The organism is Nocardia sp. NPDC005745 (genome assembly GCF_040630775.1).
GTDB lineage: Bacteria > Actinomycetota > Actinomycetes > Mycobacteriales > Mycobacteriaceae > Nocardia.
On record NZ_JBEXYF010000021.1, the window covers coordinates 98,730 to 120,681 of the forward strand.

General features: G+C 68.2%; 23 protein-coding genes, 1 tRNA gene and 1 pseudogene. 19 read left to right on the forward strand and 6 right to left on the reverse strand.

All coding sequences use genetic code 11. The features are described from left to right. Positions 1–14: 14 nt before the first annotated feature. The 3 genes from ABZ420_RS22530 to ABZ420_RS22540 form a co-directional block, all read right to left on the reverse strand. Positions 15–716 (reverse strand): L,D-transpeptidase family protein, encoded by a 702-nt coding sequence (locus ABZ420_RS22530; protein ID WP_357125909.1) that lies wholly within the window; start codon positions 714–716, stop codon positions 15–17. A 217-nt stretch (positions 717–933) separates the two neighbouring features. Continuing rightward, positions 934–1,224 (reverse strand): hypothetical protein, encoded by a 291-nt coding sequence (locus tag ABZ420_RS22535; protein WP_357125912.1) that lies wholly within the window; start codon positions 1,222–1,224, stop codon positions 934–936. Continuing rightward, positions 1,199–1,486, reverse strand: a complete 288-nt coding sequence (locus ABZ420_RS22540; RefSeq protein ID WP_357125915.1) for a hypothetical protein — start codon at positions 1,484–1,486, stop codon at positions 1,199–1,201. Before ABZ420_RS22540 ends, ABZ420_RS22535 begins: the two co-directional genes overlap by 26 nt. A 254-nt stretch (positions 1,487–1,740) precedes the next feature. On the opposite strand from ABZ420_RS22540, the gene ABZ420_RS22545 reads away from it, so the two are divergent. From ABZ420_RS22545 to ABZ420_RS22570, 6 genes and pseudogenes are all read left to right on the forward strand, one after another. Further along, on the forward strand, positions 1,741–2,547 hold the full coding sequence (locus ABZ420_RS22545; protein WP_357125980.1) for a helix-turn-helix transcriptional regulator: 807 nt from the start codon (positions 1,741–1,743) through the stop codon (positions 2,545–2,547). Further along, positions 2,537–2,743, forward strand: a complete 207-nt coding sequence (locus ABZ420_RS22550; RefSeq protein ID WP_357125917.1) for a DUF397 domain-containing protein — start codon at positions 2,537–2,539, stop codon at positions 2,741–2,743. The genes ABZ420_RS22545 and ABZ420_RS22550 overlap by 11 nt, the downstream gene beginning before the upstream one ends. Before the next feature lie 242 nt (positions 2,744–2,985). After that, positions 2,986–3,360, forward strand: coding sequence for a hypothetical protein (locus ABZ420_RS22555; RefSeq protein WP_357125920.1), 375 nt, complete (start codon positions 2,986–2,988; stop codon positions 3,358–3,360). 72 nt (positions 3,361–3,432) lie between these two features. After that, the gene (locus tag ABZ420_RS22560) at positions 3,433–3,810 is read left to right on the forward strand and encodes a hypothetical protein (protein ID WP_357125923.1); all 378 of its coding nucleotides are present in this window, start codon (positions 3,433–3,435) and stop codon (positions 3,808–3,810) included. Positions 3,811–3,981: 171 nt separating this feature from the next. Beyond that, positions 3,982–4,197: pseudogene (locus tag ABZ420_RS22565) on the forward strand (type II toxin-antitoxin system prevent-host-death family antitoxin); the annotation flags it as partial. A 287-nt stretch (positions 4,198–4,484) separates the two neighbouring features. After that, positions 4,485–4,742 (forward strand): Txe/YoeB family addiction module toxin, encoded by a 258-nt coding sequence (locus ABZ420_RS22570; RefSeq protein WP_355157322.1) that lies wholly within the window; start codon positions 4,485–4,487, stop codon positions 4,740–4,742. A gap of 382 nt (positions 4,743–5,124) precedes the next feature. On the opposite strand, the gene ABZ420_RS22575 is transcribed toward ABZ420_RS22570, so the two are convergent. The 3 genes from ABZ420_RS22575 to ABZ420_RS22585 form a co-directional block, all read right to left on the reverse strand. Next, positions 5,125–5,197 (reverse strand) — tRNA-Arg (locus ABZ420_RS22575). A gap of 106 nt (positions 5,198–5,303) precedes the next feature. Beyond that, entirely contained in the window at positions 5,304–5,939 is a 636-nt protein-coding gene (locus ABZ420_RS22580; RefSeq protein WP_357125983.1) for a DUF305 domain-containing protein, read from the reverse strand. 575 nt (positions 5,940–6,514) lie between these two features. Continuing rightward, complete coding sequence (locus ABZ420_RS22585) at positions 6,515–7,435, reverse strand: DUF3105 domain-containing protein (RefSeq protein ID WP_357125926.1); 921 nt, start codon at positions 7,433–7,435, stop codon at positions 6,515–6,517. A gap of 93 nt (positions 7,436–7,528) precedes the next feature. Between ABZ420_RS22585 and argS the strand changes: the two genes are divergently transcribed. From argS to ABZ420_RS22650, 13 genes are all read left to right on the forward strand, one after another. Next, positions 7,529–9,187, forward strand: a complete 1,659-nt coding sequence (argS, locus tag ABZ420_RS22590) for an arginine--tRNA ligase (RefSeq protein WP_357045147.1) — start codon at positions 7,529–7,531, stop codon at positions 9,185–9,187. Between the two features lie 61 nt (positions 9,188–9,248). Further along, the gene (gene lysA / locus ABZ420_RS22595) at positions 9,249–10,670 is read left to right on the forward strand and encodes a diaminopimelate decarboxylase (protein WP_357125929.1); all 1,422 of its coding nucleotides are present in this window, start codon (positions 9,249–9,251) and stop codon (positions 10,668–10,670) included. Then, on the forward strand, positions 10,667–12,022 hold the full coding sequence (locus ABZ420_RS22600) for a homoserine dehydrogenase (protein WP_083863263.1): 1,356 nt from the start codon (positions 10,667–10,669) through the stop codon (positions 12,020–12,022). Before lysA ends, ABZ420_RS22600 begins: the two co-directional genes overlap by 4 nt. A gap of 23 nt (positions 12,023–12,045) precedes the next feature. Next, positions 12,046–13,167: a threonine synthase gene (thrC, locus tag ABZ420_RS22605; RefSeq protein WP_357125986.1), complete on the forward strand. Its 1,122-nt coding sequence runs from the start codon at positions 12,046–12,048 to the stop codon at positions 13,165–13,167. A 25-nt stretch (positions 13,168–13,192) separates the two neighbouring features. Then, a complete protein-coding gene (thrB, locus tag ABZ420_RS22610; RefSeq protein ID WP_357125933.1) occupies positions 13,193–14,146 on the forward strand; it encodes a homoserine kinase in 954 nt (317 codons plus the stop codon). A 415-nt stretch (positions 14,147–14,561) separates the two neighbouring features. After that, the gene (gene rho, locus ABZ420_RS22615; protein ID WP_357125936.1) at positions 14,562–16,598 is read left to right on the forward strand and encodes a transcription termination factor Rho; all 2,037 of its coding nucleotides are present in this window, start codon (positions 14,562–14,564) and stop codon (positions 16,596–16,598) included. Positions 16,599–16,632: 34 nt separating this feature from the next. Continuing rightward, positions 16,633–16,794 (forward strand): hypothetical protein, encoded by a 162-nt coding sequence (locus ABZ420_RS22620; protein ID WP_357125939.1) that lies wholly within the window; start codon positions 16,633–16,635, stop codon positions 16,792–16,794. Between the two features lie 424 nt (positions 16,795–17,218). Continuing rightward, positions 17,219–17,449, forward strand: coding sequence for a 50S ribosomal protein L31 (gene rpmE / locus ABZ420_RS22625; RefSeq protein WP_039796334.1), 231 nt, complete (start codon positions 17,219–17,221; stop codon positions 17,447–17,449). A gap of 81 nt (positions 17,450–17,530) precedes the next feature. Further along, a complete protein-coding gene (gene prfA / locus ABZ420_RS22630) occupies positions 17,531–18,601 on the forward strand; it encodes a peptide chain release factor 1 (protein WP_357125942.1) in 1,071 nt (356 codons plus the stop codon). 25 nt (positions 18,602–18,626) lie between these two features. Beyond that, positions 18,627–19,505, forward strand: a complete 879-nt coding sequence (gene prmC / locus ABZ420_RS22635) for a peptide chain release factor N(5)-glutamine methyltransferase (RefSeq protein WP_357125944.1) — start codon at positions 18,627–18,629, stop codon at positions 19,503–19,505. A gap of 137 nt (positions 19,506–19,642) precedes the next feature. Continuing rightward, entirely contained in the window at positions 19,643–20,314 is a 672-nt protein-coding gene (locus ABZ420_RS22640) for an L-threonylcarbamoyladenylate synthase (RefSeq protein ID WP_357125988.1), read from the forward strand. Further along, complete coding sequence (locus ABZ420_RS22645) at positions 20,311–21,468, forward strand: MraY family glycosyltransferase (RefSeq protein WP_040865162.1); 1,158 nt, start codon at positions 20,311–20,313, stop codon at positions 21,466–21,468. The genes ABZ420_RS22640 and ABZ420_RS22645 overlap by 4 nt, the downstream gene beginning before the upstream one ends. A gap of 11 nt (positions 21,469–21,479) precedes the next feature. Then, entirely contained in the window at positions 21,480–21,935 is a 456-nt protein-coding gene (locus tag ABZ420_RS22650; RefSeq protein ID WP_357125947.1) for a hypothetical protein, read from the forward strand. Positions 21,936–21,952: the final 17 nt, after the last annotated feature.

Consider the following 21,952-nt stretch of genomic DNA (forward strand, 5'->3'; position numbering starts at 1 on the left):
GTCGCGGCAACGGATCAGATCGCGTAGATGCCGATAACAGGCTTCCGCGACGGCTCGAGGGTGGTCAGCAACGTACGCATGACGTCGTCACCGACCGCGACGCACCCTGCCGTCGGCCTGCCGACCTCCACATGGACGAAGAAAGCCGAGCCCCGATTCGGCACGACCGGAAAACGGTTGTAGTCGATGACCAGCGCGTAATTGTATTGCGGGTCGGTCCGGCCGAGATTCTCGCTGAGCGTGGTGTCGAACGGACATTCGCCCTCGGCACACCGATATTCCTGGTTGTACAGCGGGCTCTCCGTATCGGACACCCACCACATGGACTCATCCACCGCCAGATAGGGAAGCTTCGCGTCCGCACCGGGCAATCGACCGAACCCTTCGGTCAACGTGAACGTCCCCTCCGGCGTGTACGCCGCCCCTTCTCTGGCCTCCCGTGAAATCCCCGCCGAGCCCACCCAGGCGGGTACCGCCAACGTGCGCTCCCACCGTCGAAACCGGTTCCGCTGCCACAATTCCAACGTCCCTCGATCGGCGCCTGCCGGGGCTGTCACCCAAACGACTTGCGTTCCCGGAACCACGTCCGGATCGAAAGGCGGCCGACTTCCGGTGATCTCGGCCAGCAGTACGATCCCGAGCCCCGCGACCGTCGCCAGGATCCCCGCCATGATCCAGCGCAGTACCGATCCGCGCCGAATCCCACTGTCAGCCAATACTGTTCACCCTCCTCCGAGTAAACACACCCCGCTGCACCACATCGCGCACGCCTCCGATGACCAGCGTCGACAACCTCACACGGTGCCATAGTAGGCGCCCCGATAACGCAAACCGTCCCCCCGACCGGCGCCTCGCCTCCCGGCGGCCTAATCGACGAGTGGCACATGGCTGAGGCAAACGCCGAGTAGACCTCTCGGTGGTGTGCCACTCGCGTTATCGACGGGGCGCTACGGCGTTCCAGTAGTCGGATTTCACCGCATTCCAGAGGTGGAAGTGTCTGGGGAACCACTCGCGGACTTGGGCGAGGTCGGGGCGGTGGTCGCCCTGGCCGAAAAGGACCACGCCGGGGTCGCCGTTCGGGATATCGACAATGGAGCCGTCCATTCTCATCCGGCAGGCAGGGGTCGTCGCGGCATCGTCGATCAGTGATTCGATCGCGATCCGTGACTCTCGGATGATCCGCCAGAGGACGGTGTGATCACCACATGTCGTGCGGCGCAACATCGGGCCTCCCTCGCGTGGTGTCGATCCCGCCGTAGGTGGCGAGCGCCCGCCTGCCGAGGGCGGTGATCTGGTATCCGCGACGGCTGATCAGCCCGGCATGCATGATCAGCCCCGCCGACTGGAGATGTGGCAAAGTGCGGCGGACCTGCCATCCGGCCAGGTTCACCGTCTTCATCAGCGCATCGACGGACAAGATTCCGCCCGGCTCGAGTGCTGCCAGCACGTCGGCCTGAGTTCTGCTGAGTCGGATGTCCGGTGGCATGCGGCAAAGGATGTGCGAAGTGCGGATAGCCGGTTCCTGCAACGGATTACGTGCACAAATTCGCGCAAATTGGCAGCTCCGGTTGTGCAAGGCCCCCTACGATCGGCGCGGACCGCAACAAACAGAGATCGCGGAATGCAACGGCAGGGGAGGCGTGCATGGCAGACGACCGCGCGGAGGAAACGGGCAGCACACTGCCGCGTCGGCAGCTCGGCAGGTATCTGAAAGAGGCTCGGTAGGGGGCCGGGTTCACCCTGGAGCGAGCCGCGTCCCTCATGGAGTGGAACAAATCGACTTTGAGCCGCCTGGAGCGCGGTTTGACCGAAAAGGTCAGAGTTCGGGATGTTTCCGGGCTTTGTGAAATCTATGGATTGAGTGACGAGAACGCGGCTGTCGCCAAGGTGCTCGCCGAACAGACACCGGCGAAGTCGTGGTGGCATACCTATGGTGACTTGATCCCGGCCTGGTTCAACCTGTATGTCGGATTGGAAGCCAGCGCGACAGAATTGGCGAGTTATCAGCCATTGCTCATACCCGGACTGCTACAGACACCGGACTACACGCGAGCCATCGACCGCCGTTACTTCACCGAAGACACAGAGGAGGAGTTGGAACGCCGTATTCAGGTTCGTGCTCAGCGGCAACGCATCCTCACCCGGTCTCGCAACCCGACAAGAGCGTCGTTCGTGCTTCACGAATCCGTCTTGCGAACTGTGGTCGGAAACCGACGTGTCATGGCTGCCCAGTCTAGGCACCTGGCGGACATGAGCACTCTCGCCAACGTAGATATCCGAATCCTGCCGTTCCACGCCGGAATTCCGCTCGGCGCAGCTCTGCCACCGTTCACCATTTTGGATTTCGTCCGCGACGGGCGCGGCAAGACGGCGGAGCCTCCGGTCATCTACTGCGAGAACTACACTGGCGCCGCGTACCTTGAAAGGCGAGCGGACGTGCTCAGATTCCGTGAGGCGTTCGCGATGCTTCAACAGGCAGGTCCGGACGCCCGACCGAGCCGTGACCTGTTGCGAGAGATTGCGAGGGAGTTCGATCGTGAACGCTGACTTGTCCGGAGCGCGCTGGTTCAAATCGAGCCACAGCCAAGGCGGAGCCGACTGTGTCGAGGTCGCCCACCTCGCCGGAGGCACGGTCGGCGTTCGTGACTCGAAGAACCCGACCGGCCCGGCGCTGATCTTCACGCCCGGCGCATGGGACACCTTCACCGTCGGCGTCGTCCGTGGCAGGTTCGACCGGGCATAGGGCTACCGCGACTCGGCGGACGAGCGCTTCGCCCAGCGGCGACGTCGGCGCGCAGTGCGTCGCTGTTCCGCGGTCGGTCGAGGTAGCCGATCCCAGCGGGACGGTCCGGACACTCCAGCGGCCGGTCCGGCGCGGAAGCCGCGGCCGGTCGACCCGCCCGTGCTTACCAGTCGTTAAGGATTCCTTCAGGCCGTCCTGTGAGGGTCGCGCGACAGTGATTACCTTCTCGCGTAGGAGCCTTGATGATCACAGCCCGTCTGACCCTCCTAGGACTTCCCGTGCTCGTGCTGGCCGCGACTGCTGGTCTGGCGACGGCACCGACTGCCGTGGCGCAGCCCCCGCTGCCGACCTACACCTGCAGATACACGCCTATCACCAGCTACCTCGCGGTATTCAGCTCGATGCGAGCGCGCAGGTGCGCGGCGTCTCCGGGCGCTCCGCTGGACGGCAATTACTTCTATCCGGTCAGGATGGAGAACAGCGTCACCGGTGAGAAATGGGAGTGCGGTGGCGCGTTTCCGTACCTCGGCAAGCCGATCCATCCGGAAATGGGATCTTACGAGGCGGAGGCGGTGCTCAACGCCGGTGTGGACGCCAGCAACTGTCGCCCGATCTGACCGCGATGCGCGCGCGACAGCTGCTTATGAGTGCCGAGAAGTACTGATTTCTCTTTCGAACAGGAACCCGTGATGAAAACGACCCGCACGGCCCGACTCGGGCTGCCGATATTCCTGCTGGCCGCCACCGCCGGTCTGGTGACCGCCCCCGCCGCGGAGGCCCAAACTCTGCCGACCTACACCTGCGGCTACACGATCGACCTACCCCAGTTCGGCTCCGTCAAAGGTCGCGAATGCACGGCCTCGGCGGGCGCTCCTCTCACCGGCCACCACTGGATCACCTTCCAGCTGCGAAACAGCGGATCGGGTGAGGCGTGGGTGTGCAACAGCGTCGAGGCGGCTCTCGTCCCGTACTACCTGGACGACAAGATAGATCCGGGCTACGAGGACTTCGAACGGGCATACGGTCGTGGCGCGGACGCAAGCGTCTGTCACCGCCTACTGGACTGACTCCGCCCCCGCAGTCCCCCGGGTCGGACGCTGGAGTATCTGCACGGTCATCGTGGTTCCGTCACCTGGCGGTTCAGTCCGCTGGTGTCCGGCGGCGTTCATTCGCTTGCGGCTGTGAGACGTGGTGACATCGCGACGGTCGATCTGTACAGAATCCTGTACAGTGAAGTCATGAAGCCGATGAGCTATACCGAGGCGCGAGCTAACTTCGCATCGGTTCTCGACACTGCCACCGAAGACCTGGAAGAGGTGGTGATCACTCGCGCGGGTCACGAGCCTGCCGTCGTTGTCGCGCTCAGCGAGTATCAGGCACTCCAGGAGACCGCGTACTTGCTGGGCAGTCCGGCCAATGCGCGACATCTCGAACGTTCTATCGCAGAGCATCGTGGCGGCGGCGCAACGCCTCGGGAACTGGTCGAGGTTGCTGAGGACGAGGATGATGGGGAGACGAAGCGTCAGTGGGTGCGGGTCTATTCCGCGCGGCCCCCTCACTTCGACGCCGAGTTTTCTAGGGCCGCTCTCTACCTCAATGATCTGGTTTCCCCGACGTTTGCGGCCCCCGCAGACGTCGATCCGGAGGAATTCTCAGCCGCCCTGCGCATGGTCAGTGCATGGTTGTCGCGAGTGGGTCTTCCTGAGTCCGAGCGCAAGGTGACTCGTCGCAAGGCGGGTAAGTGAAACTTACGTTCACGGAACCTGCCTGGGACGACTACCAATGGTGGCTGGCCAACGACAAGAAGATCTTGCGGCGCATCAACACGCTGATCGCGGACATCAAGCGCAACGGCTACGAAGGCATCGGAAAGCCAGAAGCGCTGAAACACAATTTGGCTGGCTACTGGTCGCGACGGATCACGACTGAACACCGGATCGTGTACGTCATCGAGGACGATACGGTCGTGATCATCGCCTGTCGCTTCCACTACGAGTAATCAAAGCGGGTGCGACCACCGCAGGTGCACGCGACCGAGGGCCGCCCCCGAACAAGTCGAAGCTTCGTCTTTCGGACTTCGACGTTATGCGTCCGGCCCGTGCTGTCGGCGGGAGGTAGGTCGCGGGTACGGTTCTCGCCGTGCCGAGCACTCCTTCGGTTCATGCTGATGCGACCGGAGGGGAACATCAGTGCGGGCGACGCCTCATCAGTACGCGCTGCGCGTCTCGGCGCGGCGGCGGTGCGAAGTGCGCCGGGGCGCTGGGGGAGGCGGCGAAGACTTCGGGCGAGGTTGGGTCGACTCGTGTCAACGAGGCGGGCTGACGGTGCGGACGAGAAAGGCCCCTGCCAGCGAGTGCTGGTCATGGGGCCTTTGTCGTGCGTGCCCTCGGCAGGATTCGAACCTGCGGCCTTCTGCTCCGGAGGCAGACGCTCTATCCCCTGAGCTACGAGGGCGGGATAGGGCTCGGTCGGGGCCGGGGAGGCGGTCCGATCGGGCTGGGTCAGCCTATCGTATCGGTGGCCGTCCGCCAAAAAGCGCGGGCGGCGGTGTGGTTTCGGGTCAGGGGAGGGGGGCGGCGCCTCGGGCGGTGAGCATGGTGGTCATCAGATCGGATTCGCCGCGCTGGGTTGTGGCCATGGTTTCGGCGAGGGTGCGCACCGCTGTGGTGGCCGCGTGCAGGGCGGCGTAGTCGATCATCGACAGCCCACCCTGATGGTGGCGCAGCATGAGCTGTAGGAACTTGGTGTCCAGGGCGGGGCCGGTGGCCTGGCGCAGCGCCGCGAGTTCGGCGGGCGTGGCCATGCCGGGCATGGCGGACACCGGGCCGGAGTGATGCGGCATGTCGCCCCCGGCGTGGTCGTGGCCGCCCATCGGTTCGGTCATCCAGCCCATGAACCCGTCCAGGCCCTGCGCGGGTTCGCCCCACAGCTGCAGCCACCCCTGCATGCGCCCGATCTGGCTCTGCTGGGTGGTGAGGATGTCGTAGGCCAGACGGCGCACCTCGGTGTCGGTGGAACGAACCAGCACCACGCCCGCCATTTCGACCGCTTGCGCGTGATGCGCCGACATGTCCTGGCTGAAACCGACGTCGACCGGCCCCGGATCCGGTTCCGGGGACCTGTCCAGCGGAATCCGGGCCAGCACGCCGATCGCGAAGCCGATGAGAATGGCCCCGATGATGCCGAGGGTCAGCAGCGCGGTGCGCTGTCGGCGGAACTGTCCCCCGCTGCCGGACCCGGCCGGTGCTTCGCGGGCATCTGAACCGGCCGCTTCGCTATCGCGGGATCCGGCTGGTGCTTCGCCCGTGCCGGATCTGGTAGGTGCTTTCTCGGCCGAAATGTGAGCCTCCTGGGCGACTCGGTTGCTCTCGCGCGACGCTTCGCGACCGCCCGGTCCGGTGACCTCGCGAGTGCCGGAGCCGACGGTTTCGGAAGTGCCGGATCCGGTGGCGTCGCGACCTTCCGGCCCAGTGACCTCGCGAGTGCCGGGTTCGGTGCCCGCCGTGCGTTCATCGGATCCGGTGGCGTCGCGACCGCCCGGTCCGGCGACCTCGCGAGTGCCGGAGCCGATGGTTTCGGGAGTGACGGACCCGATGACTTCGCCACCACCGGTCCCGGTCGCCGCACGAGTGCCGGGTTGGGTAGACGCCGCGCGGTCGCCGGATCCGGTGGCTTCGGCACCACCGGACCTCGCGGCTTTGCCTCGGCCCGAGCCGGTGGCTTCGGGATCACCGGGCGCAGCGGAGGCTCCGCGATTCCGATCGTCGGCCACTACTGCCCCGCGCCGGGGGCGGGCTGGGCAGGGGCGGGCTGCGCGGGCACCGGAGCGCCGGGCATGCCCGGCAGGCCGGGAAGACCGGGAACGCCGGGCACACCGGGCAGGCCGCCGGGCGCACCACCGAGTTCGGACTGGTCCTGCTGCAGGCCCTTGCCGTCCATCGGCACCGCGTCCGGTCCGGGCGGCGTCGGGTCGAACGGCGGCGGGTTGTCGGTGTCGAAGACGATGGTCGAGCAGTCGGCGCCCACTTCGGGGTAGGCGTAGTTGTTCAGCCGCAGCGCGGTGATGAACTGGCCGACGCGCTTGTCGTCCGGGCTGTCCAGCTTCAGCTGATGACCCCAGGACTGCAGCGAGACGGCGGAATCGAGGCCGGGGTAAGGCGACATCATCGTGTACGGCTTGCCCTCGACCTTCGCCTTCAGCGTGGCGATACCGTCGGCGTTCACCTTGTCCGGGTTGTAGGCGATCCACACCGCGCCGTGCTCGAGGGAGTGCACCGCGTTCTCCACCCGGATCGGCTTGCTGTAGACGATGCCGGTGCAGGTCGCCCAGGACTGGTCGTGCGGACCGCCGAACGGCGGCGCCTGGTCGTAGGCCACGCGCTGGTTGGACGTGATGTGCAGACCCGCGGGGTATTCCTTCTTCACCACACCCGCGATCCCGTCGGACGGATCCTTCTTCTGCGCGCTCGGCGTGTACTTGTCCAGGTCGGCCTTTTCCCGGTACTTGGGGACCAGGTTGTAAGCCAGCGCGCCGATCAATGCGATGATTACTACGGCCGCGCCGATGGCCGGCCAGGGGATCTGCCGGTTCTTCTTCGGAAGCTGTCCTTGTCTGCCTCGCTTGCGGGGATCGGACAACTTCGCCGCGGCCTTGGCGGCCTTGGCCGATTTGGCGCTGGGACTGCTAGGCATCGCTCAGTGTGCTCTTTCGACGTTGATGGATCCGCTGGCTGCGCAGTGCCCACCCCGAGGTGTACACCCGCCAAGACCATAGGATAGAGACTCGTGACTCCAGCTGACCTTGCAGATCTCCTTCGCTCGACAGCGGCGAAGGTGCTTGTCGAACGTGGACTGGACCCTGCGGTCCTGCCCGACGAGGTCACCGTGGAACGCCCCCGCAACCCCGAACACGGCGACTATGCCACGAATGTCGCGATGCAGGTGGCCAAGCGCGCCGGAACCAAGCCGCGTGACCTGGCCACCTGGCTGGCCGACGCGCTGGCCGAGGCCGACGGCGTCGCCGCCGCCGAAGTCGCCGGGCCCGGGTTCCTGAACATCCGCCTCGCGGCCTCCGCGCAGGGCGCGATCATCGAGCGGATACTCGCCGCGGGCGCCGCGTACGGCACCGCGGAGACGCTGAAGGGCACCCGGATCAACCTCGAGTTCGTCTCGGCGAACCCGACCGGTCCCGTGCATCTGGGCGGAACCCGGTGGGCTTCGGTCGGCGACGCGCTGGGCCGCATTCTGGCCGCGCAGGGCGCCGACGTGGTGCGCGAGTACTACTTCAACGACCACGGGGCGCAGATCGATCGGTTCGCCGCCTCGCTGGTCGCGGCCGCCACCGGCGCGCCGACCCCGGAGAACGGATACGCGGGCGCCTACATCGGCGAGATCGCCGACAAGATCCTGGCCGCGCACCCGGACGCGCTGAGCAAGCCGGAGGCCGAGCGCCTCGAGGTGTTCCGGGCCGAGGGCGTCGAGCTGATGTTCGCCCACATCAGGGAGTCGCTGCACGAGTTCGGCACCGACTTCGACGTCTACTTCAACGAGAGCTCGCTGTTCGCCTCCGGCGCGGTCGAGCAGGCCGTGGAGCGGCTGAAGAACTCCGGCGACCTGTACGAGAAGGACGGCGCCTGGTGGATCGCCAGCTCGGAATACGGTGACGACCAGGACCGGGTGGTCCTCAAGAGCGATGGCAAAGCCGCCTACATCGCAGGCGACATCGCCTACTTCCAGGACAAGCGCTCCCGCGGCTTCGACCTGTGCATCTACATGCTCGGCGCCGACCACCACGGTTACATCGGCAGGCTGAAGGCCGCCGCGGCCGCGTTCGGCGACGATCCGGCGACCGTCGAGGTGCTGATCGGCCAGATGGTGAACCTGCTGCGCGACGGCGTCGCGGTGAAGATGAGCAAGCGGGCGGGCACCGTGGTGACGCTCGACGACCTGGTCGAGGCGATCGGCGTGGACGCGGCGCGGTACTCGCTGGTGCGCTCGTCGGTGAACTCGAGCATCGACATCGACCTGAACCTGTGGGCCAGCCAGAGCAACGAGAACCCGGTCTACTACGTGCAGTACGCGCACGCGCGCACCGCGTCCATCGCCCGCAACGCCGCCGAGTTCGATTACGACTCCGTCACTGCCGACCTCGCGCTGCTGTCGGCGGAGGAGGAGGGCGAGCTGATCCGCACCCTCGGCGAGTACCCGCGCGTGGTGGCCGGTGCGGCGAGCCTGCGTGAACCGCACCGGGTGGCCCGCTACCTGGAGGAGCTGGCCGGCGCGTACCACCGTTTCCAGACCAACAAGAACCTGCGCGTCCTGCCGCTGGGTGACGACCCCGTCTCCCCGACGAACGCGGCCCGGCTCGCTCTGGTCAACGCGACCCGCCAGGTCCTGGCCAACGGCTTGGCCCTGCTCGGCGTCGGCGCGCCGGAGCGCATGTGACCGGCCGGTCGACCACAGCGAGGAAGGAAGGCTCAGTGAGCGAGCACAGCGAGGTCGGAGAATGAGCGCGCATCCGGCCGGTCCACGGCATGCCGAGATTCCGCACGCGCCGAACCTGCCGGAGCGTCCGAGCGATCCGAAGCAGATGATCGACCTGCCCGCCAACGTATGGCCGCGCAACGCCACTCGCGACGAGGCCGGCATCGTCCACTTGGCGGGCGTGCCGGTGTACGAGCTGGCCGAGCGGTTCGGCACTCCGCTGTTCGTGGTCGACGAGGACGACTTCCGTTCCCGCTGCCGTGACATGGTCCGCGCCTTCGGGGCGAACGCGCGAGTCCACTACGCGTCCAAGGCGTTCCTGTGCGGCGAGGTCGCCCGCTGGATCCGGGACGAGGGCCTGGCGCTGGACGTCTGCTCCGGCGGCGAACTGGCCATCGCGTTGCACGCGGGCTTCCCCGCCGAGCGAATCGCGTTGCACGGCAACAATAAATCCGTCGCGGAGCTGGAAGCCGCGGTGTCCGCCGGTGTCGGCCACGTGGTGGTCGACTCGCTCATCGAGATCGAGCGCCTGGAAGCCGTCGCGATCCGCGCGGGCGTGGTGCAGGACGTGCTGGTCCGGGTCACCGTCGGGGTGGAAGCCCATACCCACGAATACATCTCGACCGCGCACGAGGACCAGAAGTTCGGCTTCTCGATCGCGGGCGGCGACGCGATGGAGGCGCTCGCGCGCGTCTTCGACGCCGACAACCTGCGTCTGGTCGGTCTGCACAGCCACATCGGCTCGCAGATCTTCGAGATCGACGGCTTCGAGATCGCCGCGCGGCGCATGCTCGGCTTGCTGCGGGAGGCCATCGACAAGTTCGGCGTCGAGCGCACCGCGCAGATCGCGACGCTGGACCTCGGTGGCGGACTGGGGATCTCGTACCTGCCGTCGGACGACCCGCCGCCGCTGGACCGGTTCGCCGCGAACCTGCGCGAGCTGGTCGCGGCCGAAGCCGAACGCGCGGGCCTGCCCACGCCGGTGATCGCGGTGGAGCCCGGCCGTGCCATCGCGGGGCCCGGCACGGTGACGCTCTACGAGGTGGGCACCATCAAGGACGTCTCGCTGGACGGTGGCCTGCGCCGCCGCTACGTGAGCGTCGACGGCGGTATGAGCGACAACATCCGGCCCGCGCTGTATCAGGCCGACTACGACTGCCGCCTGGTCTCGCGGTCGTCGCAGGCCGGACCGGTGGTCGCGCGCGTCGTCGGAAAGCATTGCGAGAGCGGCGACATCGTCATCCGGGACACCTGGATGCCCGCCGATGTCGGCCCCGGCGACCTCGTCGCCGTCGCCGCCACCGGCGCGTACTGCTACTCGATGTCCAGTCGGTACAACCAGTTGACCCGTCCCGCGGTCGTCGCGGTGCGGGACGGACAGCCACGCCTGATCCTTCGCCGGGAGACGGTGGCGGACCTGCTCAGCTTGGAGGTGGAAGCGTGACGGCGAACGCGAACAAGGGTGCGTGGGGGACCGATCGCCCGATCGGTGTCGCGGTCCTGGGCATGGGCAATGTCGGCACCGAGGTCGTGCGCATCCTGCGCGAGCACGCCGAGGACCTGCGTTCCCGCGTCGGCGCCCCCGTGGTGCTACGCGGTGTGGCGGTCCGCAACCTCGACACCGACCGCGGTCTTCCCGCGGGCCTGCTGACTACCGACGCCGACGCACTGGTCGCCCGCGACGACGTCGACCTGGTGGTGGAGGTGATCGGCGGCATCGATCCGCCGCGCCGGTTGATCCTGGCCGCGCTGAACGCGGGCAAATCCGTGGTGACCGCGAACAAGGCCCTGCTGGCCGACTACACCGGCGAACTCGCCGCCGCCGCCGAGCGCAGCCGCGCCGACCTGTACTTCGAGGCCGCAGTCGCGGGCGCCATCCCCGTGGTGCGCCCGTTGATCCAGTCGCTGGCGGGCGACCGGGTGAACCGGGTCGTCGGCATCGTCAACGGCACCACCAACTTCATCCTCTCCGCGATGGACGAGACCGGCGCCGACTACTCGGCGACGCTGGCCGAGGCCACCCGGCTGGGCTACGCGGAAGCCGATCCGACCGCCGACGTGGAGGGTTACGACGCCGCGGCCAAGGCCGCGATCCTCGCCTCGCTGGCCTTCCACACCCGGGTCACCGCCGCCGACGTGTACCGCGAGGGGATCTCGCGGATCTCCGCCGAGGATCTGGAGACCGCGTCGGCGCTCGACTGCACGGTCAAACTGCTGGCCATCTGCGAGCGGGTAGACGCGGGTCCCGGCGAGCCGGGACCGGAGGACGGCGGCAAAGAGCGCGTCTCGGTGCGCGTCTACCCCGCGCTCATTCCGCGTAAGCACCCGCTGGCGGCGGTGACCGGAGCCTTCAACGCCGTAGTCGTGGAGGCGGAGAACGCCGGGCGGCTGATGTTCTACGGGCAGGGCGCCGGCGGCGCCCCGACCGCCTCCGCCGTCCTCGGCGATCTGGTGATGGCGGCCCGGAACAAGTTCTACGGGGGTCGCGCTCCCGGCGAATCGGTTTATGCTGAGCTACCGATCGCGCCGATCGGCGATACGCCCACCCGCTATCACGTCAACTTGCAGGTCGAGGACCGTCCTGGGGTTCTGGCGGCGGTGGCGGGCGAATTCGCCAATCACGGGGTGAGCATCTCGACCGTCCGTCAAGAAGGGCACGGCTCGGGTGCGCGCCTCGTCGTGGTGACCCACCACGCAGTGGAGTCGGCGCTCGCGGACACCGTGGCCGCCCTGGCGGAAATGGCATCCGTCACATCTGTGACCAGCGTTCTGAGATTGGAAGGCACCGAAGAATGACCACAGCGTCGCGCAGCGACTCCATGAGGGGTGGCGGCCGGGAGCCGGGGGGCCGTACGACCGGCGTCGCGCCCCAGGCAGGAGTGCACTCCCGCTGGCCGGGCCTGATCGCGGCCTACCGCGACCGGCTCGCGGGCGCCGCCGACTGGGAGCCGGTCACGTTGTACGAGGGCGGCACGCCCTTGGTGCCCGCGCCGCACCTGTCGGAAATCACCGGGTGCGACGTGTACCTCAAGGTGGAGGGCCTGAACCCGACCGGTTCGTTCAAGGACCGCGGCATGACGATGGCGATGACCGACGCCAAGTACCGCGGCCAGCAAGCGGTGCTGTGCGCGTCCACGGGTAACACCTCGGCATCCGCCGCGGCGTACGCCACCCGCGCGGGCATGAGCTGCGCCGTGCTGATCCCGCAGGGCAAGATCGCGATGGGCAAGCTGGCCCAGGCGGTCATGCTCGGCGCGAAGATCATCCAGGTGCAGGGCAACTTCGACGACTGCCTCGAACTCGCCCGCAAGGTCACCGCCGATTTCCCCAGTGTCGGCCTGGTGAACTCGGTGAACCCGGCGCGCATCGAGGGCCAGAAGACCGCGGCCTTCGAGATCTGCGACGTGCTCGGCAAGGCGCCCGACGTGCACGCCCTTCCCGTCGGCAACGCGGGCAACATCACCGCGTACTGGCGGGGCTACCGGGAGTACTACGCCGACGGCGTCACCGGCGGGTTGCCGCGCATGCTCGGCGTGCAGGCCGCGGGCGCTGCCCCGCTGGTCAACGGCGCACCGGTGAAGGACCCCGAGACCATCGCGACCGCGATCCGGATCGGCGCGCCCGCCTCCTGGAACGGCGCCGTCGAGGCCAAGGAGCAGTCGGATGGCGCGTTCCGCGCCGCCACCGACGAGGAGATCCTCGACGCGTACCGCCTCGTCGCGGCCACCGAAGGCGTGTTCGTCGAGCCCGCGTCGGCGGCCAGTGTGGCCGGTGTGCTCGCCGCCCGCAAGGAAGGCTGGCTGGACTCCGGGCTCACCGTGGTGTGCACCGTGACCGGCAACGGTCTGAAGGATCCCGACACCGCACTGTCGGGCATGCCGCAGGTGCAGCCGATCTCGGTCGACCCGGTCGCGGTCGCCGCCGAGTTAGAGCTGGCCTGAGTTGAATTCGCGCGAGAGCCAGCTCATGAGCGCGACGCTGCCCGCCGGTCTGACCGTGACCGCGCGGGTACCCGCGTCCACCGCGAACCTCGGTCCCGGGTTCGACTCGCTCGGTATGGCATTGGGGATCTACGACGAGATCCAGGTGCGCACCACCGATTCCGGGCTCACCATCCGGGTCGAGGGCGAGGGCGCCGACGATGTCCCCTGGGGCCCCTCACATCTCGTGGTCCGCGCGATCGAGCGCGGCCTGGAGTCGGCCGGTGTATGGGCCGACGGTCTCGATGTGGTGTGCCGCAACGTGATTCCGCATTCGCGCGGGCTGGGCTCTTCGGCCTCGGCGGTGGTCGGCGGACTCGCCGCGGGGTGCGCCCTTGCCGCGAAGCTGGACCCGGCGCTGGCCACGTCGGCCGACCGAATGGTCCAGCTGGCCGCGGAATTCGAGGGTCATCCGGACAACGCGGCGGCCAGTGTGCTCGGCGGGATCGTGGTCTCGTGGACCGAGAGCGAGCATCCCGCGGACGAGGCTCCGGGCACCGAATACCACGGCCGCACCTACCGCGCGGTGCGGCTCGAGGCTCATCCCGCGCTGCGTCCGGTCGTGCTGATCCCCGAGGAGCGCTCGTCCACCGCGCACACCCGCGGCCTGCTGCCCGACGTCGTGTCGCACGGCGACGCCGCGTTCAACGTCAGCCGCGCCGCGCTGGCGGTGGTGGCGCTGACCCAGCGTCCCGACCTGCTGATGCCGGCCACCGCGGACCGTCTGCACCAGGCCCAGCGTGCCCCCGCGCTACCGCTGACCACGGCCTGGATCACCCGCCTGCGCACGGCGGGGATCGCGGCCACCGTCTCCGGGGCGGGCCCGACCATCCTGGCCCTGGGTACCAGCGAATTTCCAGCGGAACTGCGCGAACTGGCGGCGGCCGACGGCCTGCGCGTGGTGGAGCCGGGAATCGCCGAAGGTGTCCTGGTCGACTGACGGCGAGTCTGTCTTGCCGAGATTCGCAATAGACAGCTATCCTGGGCAAGTCCGTACATCGTGCGCATCAGACGCCGGTGCTTCATCAGGGCAATCGCTCCAGCAGGCTCCAGGCTCGAGCCTCCAGGCCATGGGGGTGCTGCGTAGCTGCGCAACTGGAATGATCTCTCCCCACCTTTCACCAATGGTGGAGAAGCCGCCGGTCCGGCGGAGCAGGTGATACGGCACAAAGCGCCCGGACGGACGCATCCCAGTCCGGCAGAATGCCCGGGCTGCGGGACGAACCCTCGAAACAGCACACGGCGATCGAGGGAAGGAAAGGATTTCCGTGACAGATACGGACCTGCTCGCGACACCCGGCGTGGAATCGAACCCGACGGGCGAGCGCGAAAGTGAATCCGGACAGATTTCGAAGATGAGCGAACACACCGACGTCGCACGATCGGGGCTGACTGGAATGTTGTTGCCGCAGTTGCGCGCGCTTGCGGGGGAGCTCGGTATCCGAGGCACCTCCGGGATGCGCAAGGGCGATCTCATCGCCGCCATCAAGGAGAATCAGGCCGCCGGAAGGGCGGCGGCAGCCAAGGCGGAGAAGCCCGCCAAGAGCGAGGCCAAGTCCGCGGTAACCGCCAAGGCCGACACCCCCGCGAAAGCCGATGCCTCCGCCAAGACCGCCGCTTCCGCGGCGCCGGCCAAGGCCGAGCAGGCGACCCTCGACGTGACGCCCGCGGCTTCGGCCGCGCCCACCGAGGCTCCCGCCCCGGCGAAGACGGCCACCGCCGATTCCGCGCCCGCCGCCACGAACGCGGGCGAGTCGGCATCGTCCACGGCGACCGAGACCACCGAGGAGTCCGGCAGGGAGAGCGGCCAGCGCGGCCGTGGCCGGCAGCGCCGGGGCCGTGACCAGGCGCGATCGGCGACCGACACCGCAGCAGCCGAGACGCGTGCCGACGAATCGAAGCAGGACGCCGATCAGGGCGGCGAGCGTCGCCGCGACCGTGGCCAGGGTGAGCGTGGCCAGGGTGACCGTGGCCAGGGTGAGCGTCAGAGCGAGCGCGGCCAGGGTGACCGTCAGAGTGACCGTGGCCAGGGTGAGCGTCAGAGCGAGCGCGGCCAGGGTGACCGTCAGAGCGACCGTGGCCAGGGTGAGCGCGGCCAGAGCCAGAACGGCAGCGCGGGCGGCCGCGGCGGTGACGACGAGGAAGGCGGTCGCGGACGGCGCGGACGCCGCTTCCGTGAGCGTCGTCGTGGGCGCGACCGCGAGACCGGTGGCGGCGAGGCCCGTGAGCTCGAGATCCGCGAGGACGACGTCCTCCAGCCGGTCGCGGGCATCCTCGACGTGCTGGACAACTACGCCTTCGTCCGCACGTCGGGTTACCTGGCCGGGCCGAACGACGTCTACGTGTCGATGAACCTGGTCCGCAAGAACGGCCTGCGCCGTGGTGACGCGATCACCGGCGCGGTGCGCGCTCCGCGCGACGGCGAACAGTCCAACCAGCGCCAGAAGTTCGATCCGCTGGTGCGGCTGGACACGGTCAACGGCGGTGACGTCGAGGCGGCCAAGCGCCGTCCCGAGTTCGGCAAGCTCACCCCGCTGTACCCGAACCAGCGCCTACGGCTGGAAACTCAGCCGAACAAGCTGACCACCCGCGTGATCGACCTGATCATGCCGATCGGCAAGGGCCAGCGCGCCCTGATCGTGTCGCCGCCGAAGGCGGGTAAGACCACGATCCTGCAGGACATCGCGAACGCGATCGCGACCAACAACCCCGAGGTCTACCTCATGGTGGTGCTGGTCGACGAGCGTCCCGAAGAGGTCACCGACATGCAGCGTTCGGTACGGGGCGAGGTCATCTCCTCGACCTTCGACCGTCCGCCGTCAGACCACACCTCGGTCGCCGAACTCGCCATCGAGCGCGCCAAGCGCCTGGTGGAGATGGGCAAGGACGTCGTCGTGCTGCTCGACTCGATCACCCGGCTCGGGCGCGCGTACAACAACTCCTCGCCCGCCTCGGGCCGCATCCTCTCCGGTGGTGTGGATTCCACCGCGCTGTACCCGCCCAAGCGGTTCCTCGGCGCGGCGCGCAACATCGAGAACGGCGGCTCGCTGACGATCATCGCCACCGCGATGGTGGAGACCGGATCGACCGGTGACACGGTGATCTTCGAGGAGTTCAAGGGCACCGGTAACGCCGAGCTCAAGCTGGACCGCAAGATCGCGGAGCGGCGAGTGTTCCCCGCGGTGGACGTCAACCCGTCCGGTACCCGCAAGGACGAACTACTGCTCAACCCCGACGAGGCGGCGGTGTTGCACAAGCTGCGCCGCGTACTGTCCGGCCTGGACTCGCACCAGGCGATCGATCTGCTGATCGACCGTCTGAAGAAGTCCAAGAACAACCTCGAGTTCCTGATGCAGGTGAGCAAGACCGCGCCCGGAGCGCTCGACGAGTGAGCTGACCAGCTGTTCGGTCGAAAGGGTCCCGCTGATGCGGGACCCTTTCGGCGCTCCGGGGCCGAAGAACGCCACACCGATGGTGGCGGCGCCGCAGATCAGGAAGCTCATGACGAGCGCACACGTCCCCACCCCCGAGTTCGGCGCGGCGGACCCCGAAGCCCGGATGTACACGGCGTTCTCCGGCGCCGGATAGGGCGTGCCTGCCGGGAGCGCGAACAAACCGACGGCGACCGCGAGAGTCAGCAGAACGAGGATCGCGGACGCGATTCGGATGTTCACGAGGTCTCCTTCCTGTCTCGGCACGCCGATGTGCACCAGGTATGCAACTCTATGAACGAATTTGTTCACGTTCCTGAGTAGCGGACTACCCGACTTCAGGGTCCCGGAGGCGGCGCGGATTCGCGTGCCCGGACTTCCAGGGGCGGGAACGGTAGGGGATTACCTGGGCGGGAACAAACCACCCGCCGGGGGCGTTTTGGGAGCGTAACGGCAGTTCTGGCATACTGAACCGTCGTTGCGTCTGCTCAGGTGAGCAGAGCTCCCGCCTAGTCGGTTCCGGTTCACGCTCAGCGCTTGCGCGCGCGGGCGACCCGGCGACCACAATCGAGAGGACATCCATGAAGGCAGGAATTCACCCGACGTATGTCGACACCACGGTCGTCTGTGGTTGCGGCAACACCTTCCAGACTCGCAGCACCAAGGAGTCGGGACACATCACCGTCGAGGTCTGCTCGCAATGCCACCCGTTCTACACCGGCAAGCAGAAGATCCTCGACACCGGTGGCCGCGTGGCCCGCTTCGAGGCCCGCTACGGCAAGCGTGCCGGCAAGAAGGCCGACGCCAAGTAGCTTCCTCGCCGACGCCCGGTCCTGCTGCGCAGGCCGGGCGTCGGTGTTTTGTACGGACCGGCATCAGGAGAAGGAAGCACTGTGACGCAACCGTCCGCCATCGACGACATCCTGGCCGAGTACGCGGGCCTGGAGACGCAGCTGGCCGATCCGTCGCTGCACAACGATGCGGGCGCCGCGCGCCGGGTCGGCAAGCGGTTCGCCGAGCTGGCTCCGGTCATGGCCACCTATCGCAAGCTCGAGACGGCGCGCGACGATCTGTCCGCCGCCCGGGAACTCGCCGCCGACGACTCCTCGTTCGCCGCGGAGGTCCCGGAGCTGGAACAACAGGTCGAGGAACTGGAACAGGCGCTGGCCGACCTACTGGCCCCCCGCGACCCGCACGACGGCGACGACGTCGTGCTCGAGGTGAAGTCCGGGGAAGGCGGCGAGGAATCCGCGCTGTTCGCCTCCGACCTGGCCCGCATGTACGTGCGGTATGCCGAGCGCCACGGCTGGAAAGTCGAGATCCTCGACGTCACCCTGTCCGACCTGGGCGGTTACAAAGAGGCGACGCTGTCGATCAAGAGCCGTGACGCGACGCGCGAGGGTGTCTGGTCGCGCTTCAAGTTCGAGGGCGGGGTGCACCGGGTGCAGCGCGTCCCGGTGACGGAATCGCAGGGCCGCATCCACACGTCGGCGGCGGGCGTGCTGATCTATCCGGAGCCCGACGAGATCGAAGAGGTGCAGATCGACGAGTCGGATCTGCGCATCGACGTCTACCGCTCCTCCGGGAAGGGCGGTCAGGGCGTCAACACCACCGACTCCGCGGTGCGCATCACCCATCTGCCCTCCGGCATCGTCGTCACCTGCCAGAACGAGCGCTCCCAGTTGCAGAACAAGGCGCGCGCCATGCAGGTGCTCGCGGCGCGGTTGCAGGCGCTGGCGGAAGAACAGGCGGATCAGGAGGCGGCGGCGGGCCGCGCCAGCCAGATCCGCACGGTGGACCGCTCCGAGCGGATCCGCACCTACAACTTCCCCGAGAACCGGATCACCGACCATCGGATCGGTTTCAAGGCGCACAACCTCGACGCAGTGCTCGACGGGGATCTCGACGCGCTGCTGGACGCGCTCGGGAAGGCGGATCGCGAAGCACGTATGGCCGCGGAATAACCGTCCTTCGGGCAGAGTCGGTGCCATGTCTACGACCCGAGTCGCGCTGCGCCCCGTCATCAACGACGCCATCGAGACGTTACGGACGGCGGGCGTGCACAGCCCCCGCGCCGACGCCGAGCACTTGGCCGCGCACGTTCTCGGTGTGGAGCGAACCCGGCTGGCGCTGACCCCGCTGGTGGCGCCGGACGAGCTGGACGCGTTCCGCGAGCTGGTCGCCCGTCGTGCGGAGCGAATCCCTTTGCAGCACTTGATCGGGACGGCCGTGATGGGCGCGCTCGACCTCGCGGTCGGCCCCGGCGTCTTCGTGCCGCGCCCGGAGACCGAGTTGCTGTACGCGTGGGCGCTGGCGCAATTGGAAGCGCTGCCGCACGATCACGCGCCGATCGTCGTCGACCTGTGCACCGGATCAGGAGCGCTCGCGCTGGCTGTCGCGCACGCGCGCCCCGACGCCGAGGTGCACGCCGTCGAACTCGATCCCGCCGCACTGGTCTGGGCGCGGCGCAACGCCGACGACCGCATCGCCGCGGGCGATACCCCCATCACCCTCTACGCCGACGACGCCACCGATCCCGAACTGCTCACCGATCTGAACGGCCGGGTGGACATCGTGCTGTCCAACCCGCCCTACATCCCGGAGGGCGCTCGCCTCGACCCCGAGGTGGCCGAGCACGATCCGTCCGTCGCCCTGTTCGGCGGCCCGGACGGGCTGTCGGTCATCGGCGGGATGATCCCGAACATCACCAGGCTGCTGCGCCCCGGCGGCGCCACCGCCATCGAGCACGACGACACCAACGGCTCCGGCGTGGCCGCCCTCCTCACCGCCACCGGCGTCTTCACCGACGTCGTCGAACACCCGGACCTGGCGGGCAAACCTCGCTTCGTCGCCGCCACCCACACCTGACCCCCGCGTCGCACGTCTGTCGCCGGAGCACACCGGAACCGGTGTGTTCCTTCCGCGTACCTACTACCGCCCGCAGCCGGTATGGCCTGAAGACCCGGGGAGGCGGCCCAGCGGCCCAGCATGCCAGGATGGGTGCCGTGAGTACCGTCTACGACTGCGCGGATCCCGACTCGCGCGCCGCCGGACTGTCCGCAGCCACCAGCGCCCTGAAATCCGGACGGTTGGTCGTGCTGCCCACCGACACCCTGTACGGGCTGGCCGCCGACGCGTTCGATGCCACCGCGGTGAGTTCGCTGCTCGCGGCCAAGCGCCGCGGCAGGGACATGCCCGTGCCGGTGCTCGTCGGTTCCTGGCACACCATCGACGGCCTGGTCTTCTCCGTGCGCCCGCAGGCGCGCGAGCTGATCAGGGCGTTCTGGCCCGGCGGCCTGAGTCTCGTTGTGCAGCAAGCGCCTTCGCTCGCCTGGGATCTCGGTGACACGCGCGGGACGGTGATGCTGCGGATGCCGCTGCACCCGGTCGCGCTGGAGCTGCTGCGTGAGGTCGGCCCGCTGGCGGTGTCGAGTGCCAACGTGTCCGGGCAGCCCCCGGCGAAGACCGCGCCCGAAGCCCGTGACCAGCTCGGTGAGCTGGTCGGCGTCTACCTCGACGGCGGCCCTGCCGAGCACGCCGTGGCCTCCACCATCGTCGATCTGACCGCCGACCAGCCCCGCATCCTGCGCGTGGGCGCGGTGCCGGTCGCCGACATCGCCGAGGTGCTCGGCATGTCGCCGGAAGCGCTCAGCGGCGCCGCACAGCAGCGCGGATGATGGGTTCGAGTGCCGTCGTCCCGCTTCGGGAGCTGCTCGTCGTGCTGCTCATCTCCGCGGTGGTGACGTTCCTGGCCACCGGCGGGGTGCGGGTGCTGGCGATCGGCTTCGGCGCGGTCGCCGTGCCCAGGGACCGGGACGTGCACGTCAAGCCGATTCCGCGGATGGGCGGCGTCGGCATGTACATCGGTGTGGTAGCCGCGGTGCTGTTCGCCCACCAGTTGCCCGCGCTGCGCAGCGGCTTCGACTACAAACCCGACATCCCGATCGCCGTGCTGGTGGCCGCCACGGTCATCGTGCTGGTCGGCATCGTCGACGATCGCTGGGGGCTGGACGCGCTGACGAAGTTCGCCGGCCAGGTCACGGCGGCGGGCGTGATGGCCGTCATGGGATTGGGCTGGTACGTCATCTACAACCCGTTCAGCAACACCACGGTGGTGCTGGACGGCTTGCAGGGCGGGCTGGTCACGGTGGCGGTCACCGTCACACTGGTCAACGCCATGAATTTCGTCGACGGTCTGGACGGCCTCGCGGCCGGTCTGGGTCTGATCGCGGCGCTGGCCGTGTTCGTGTTCTGCCTGGGACTGATGAACGAGCAGGGCGGCTCGGTGGACACCTACCCGCCGGCATTGCTGGCCGCCGCGCTCGCGGGTGGATGCCTCGGATTCCTGCCGCACAATTTCCAGCCCGCGCGCATATTCATGGGCGACTCCGGCTCGATGCTGATCGGATTGATGCTGGCCGCGGTGTCGACCGGCGCGTCGGGGCGAATCCCGTTGCAGGGGTACGGCCCGCGCGACATCGTCGGTCTGCTTTCCCCGCTGTTGCTGGTCGGCGCGGTGATGTTCATTCCGGTGCTCGACCTGTTGCTCGCCATTGTGCGCCGGGTTCGCGCGGGCGTGAGTTTCTCGACGCCGGACAAAATGCACTTGCATCATCGTTTGCTGCAGATCGGCCATTCGCACCGGCGCGTGGTTCTGTTGATCTATTTGTGGGTCGGCGTGCTCGCCTTCGGCGCGGTCGGCACCTCGTTGATGGACCGCACGCTGGTCGTGTTGCTGATGGCGGGCGGGCTGGTTTTCGCCTTGGTGATCACCGCCATTCCGGGGCTGCGGCGTGGGGACCCGGCGGGTGACGGATCGGCGTCCGGGTAAAGTCGGCGGCTGTGAGCTTCACACCCCGACCCGTGCCAGGCCCCGACGCGCCGCTGCGGTCCGCGCTGCGCTACGGACTGATCGGCCTGGGTGTGCTGGTCGTCCTGGCCGTCGCGCTGGGCGCCGCCGTCGCGGGTGGCTCCGGCGTGTGGGGCGCCGTGCTCGGCGCCGCGATCGGTGGCGGCTTCATCCTCACCACCGCGGCCGTCGTGCTGTTCGGCGCGAAGCTGCCGCCGAGCACCGCCGGCCTGATCATGCTGGTCAGCTGGGCGGGCAAGGTCCTGGTCGCGCTGATCGTCGTCGCGATCCTCCAGCGGTTCCACTTCTACGATCGCGTCGTGCTGTTCCTCACGGTGGTCGGAGCCCTGGTCATCGTGCTCGGCGCGGAGACGTACGGCGTTGTCCGGCAGAAGGTTCCGTACGTGACGACGACCGACCCGGACACCGCGTCCGATACTCGGGAGTAACGAAAACACCCCACCCC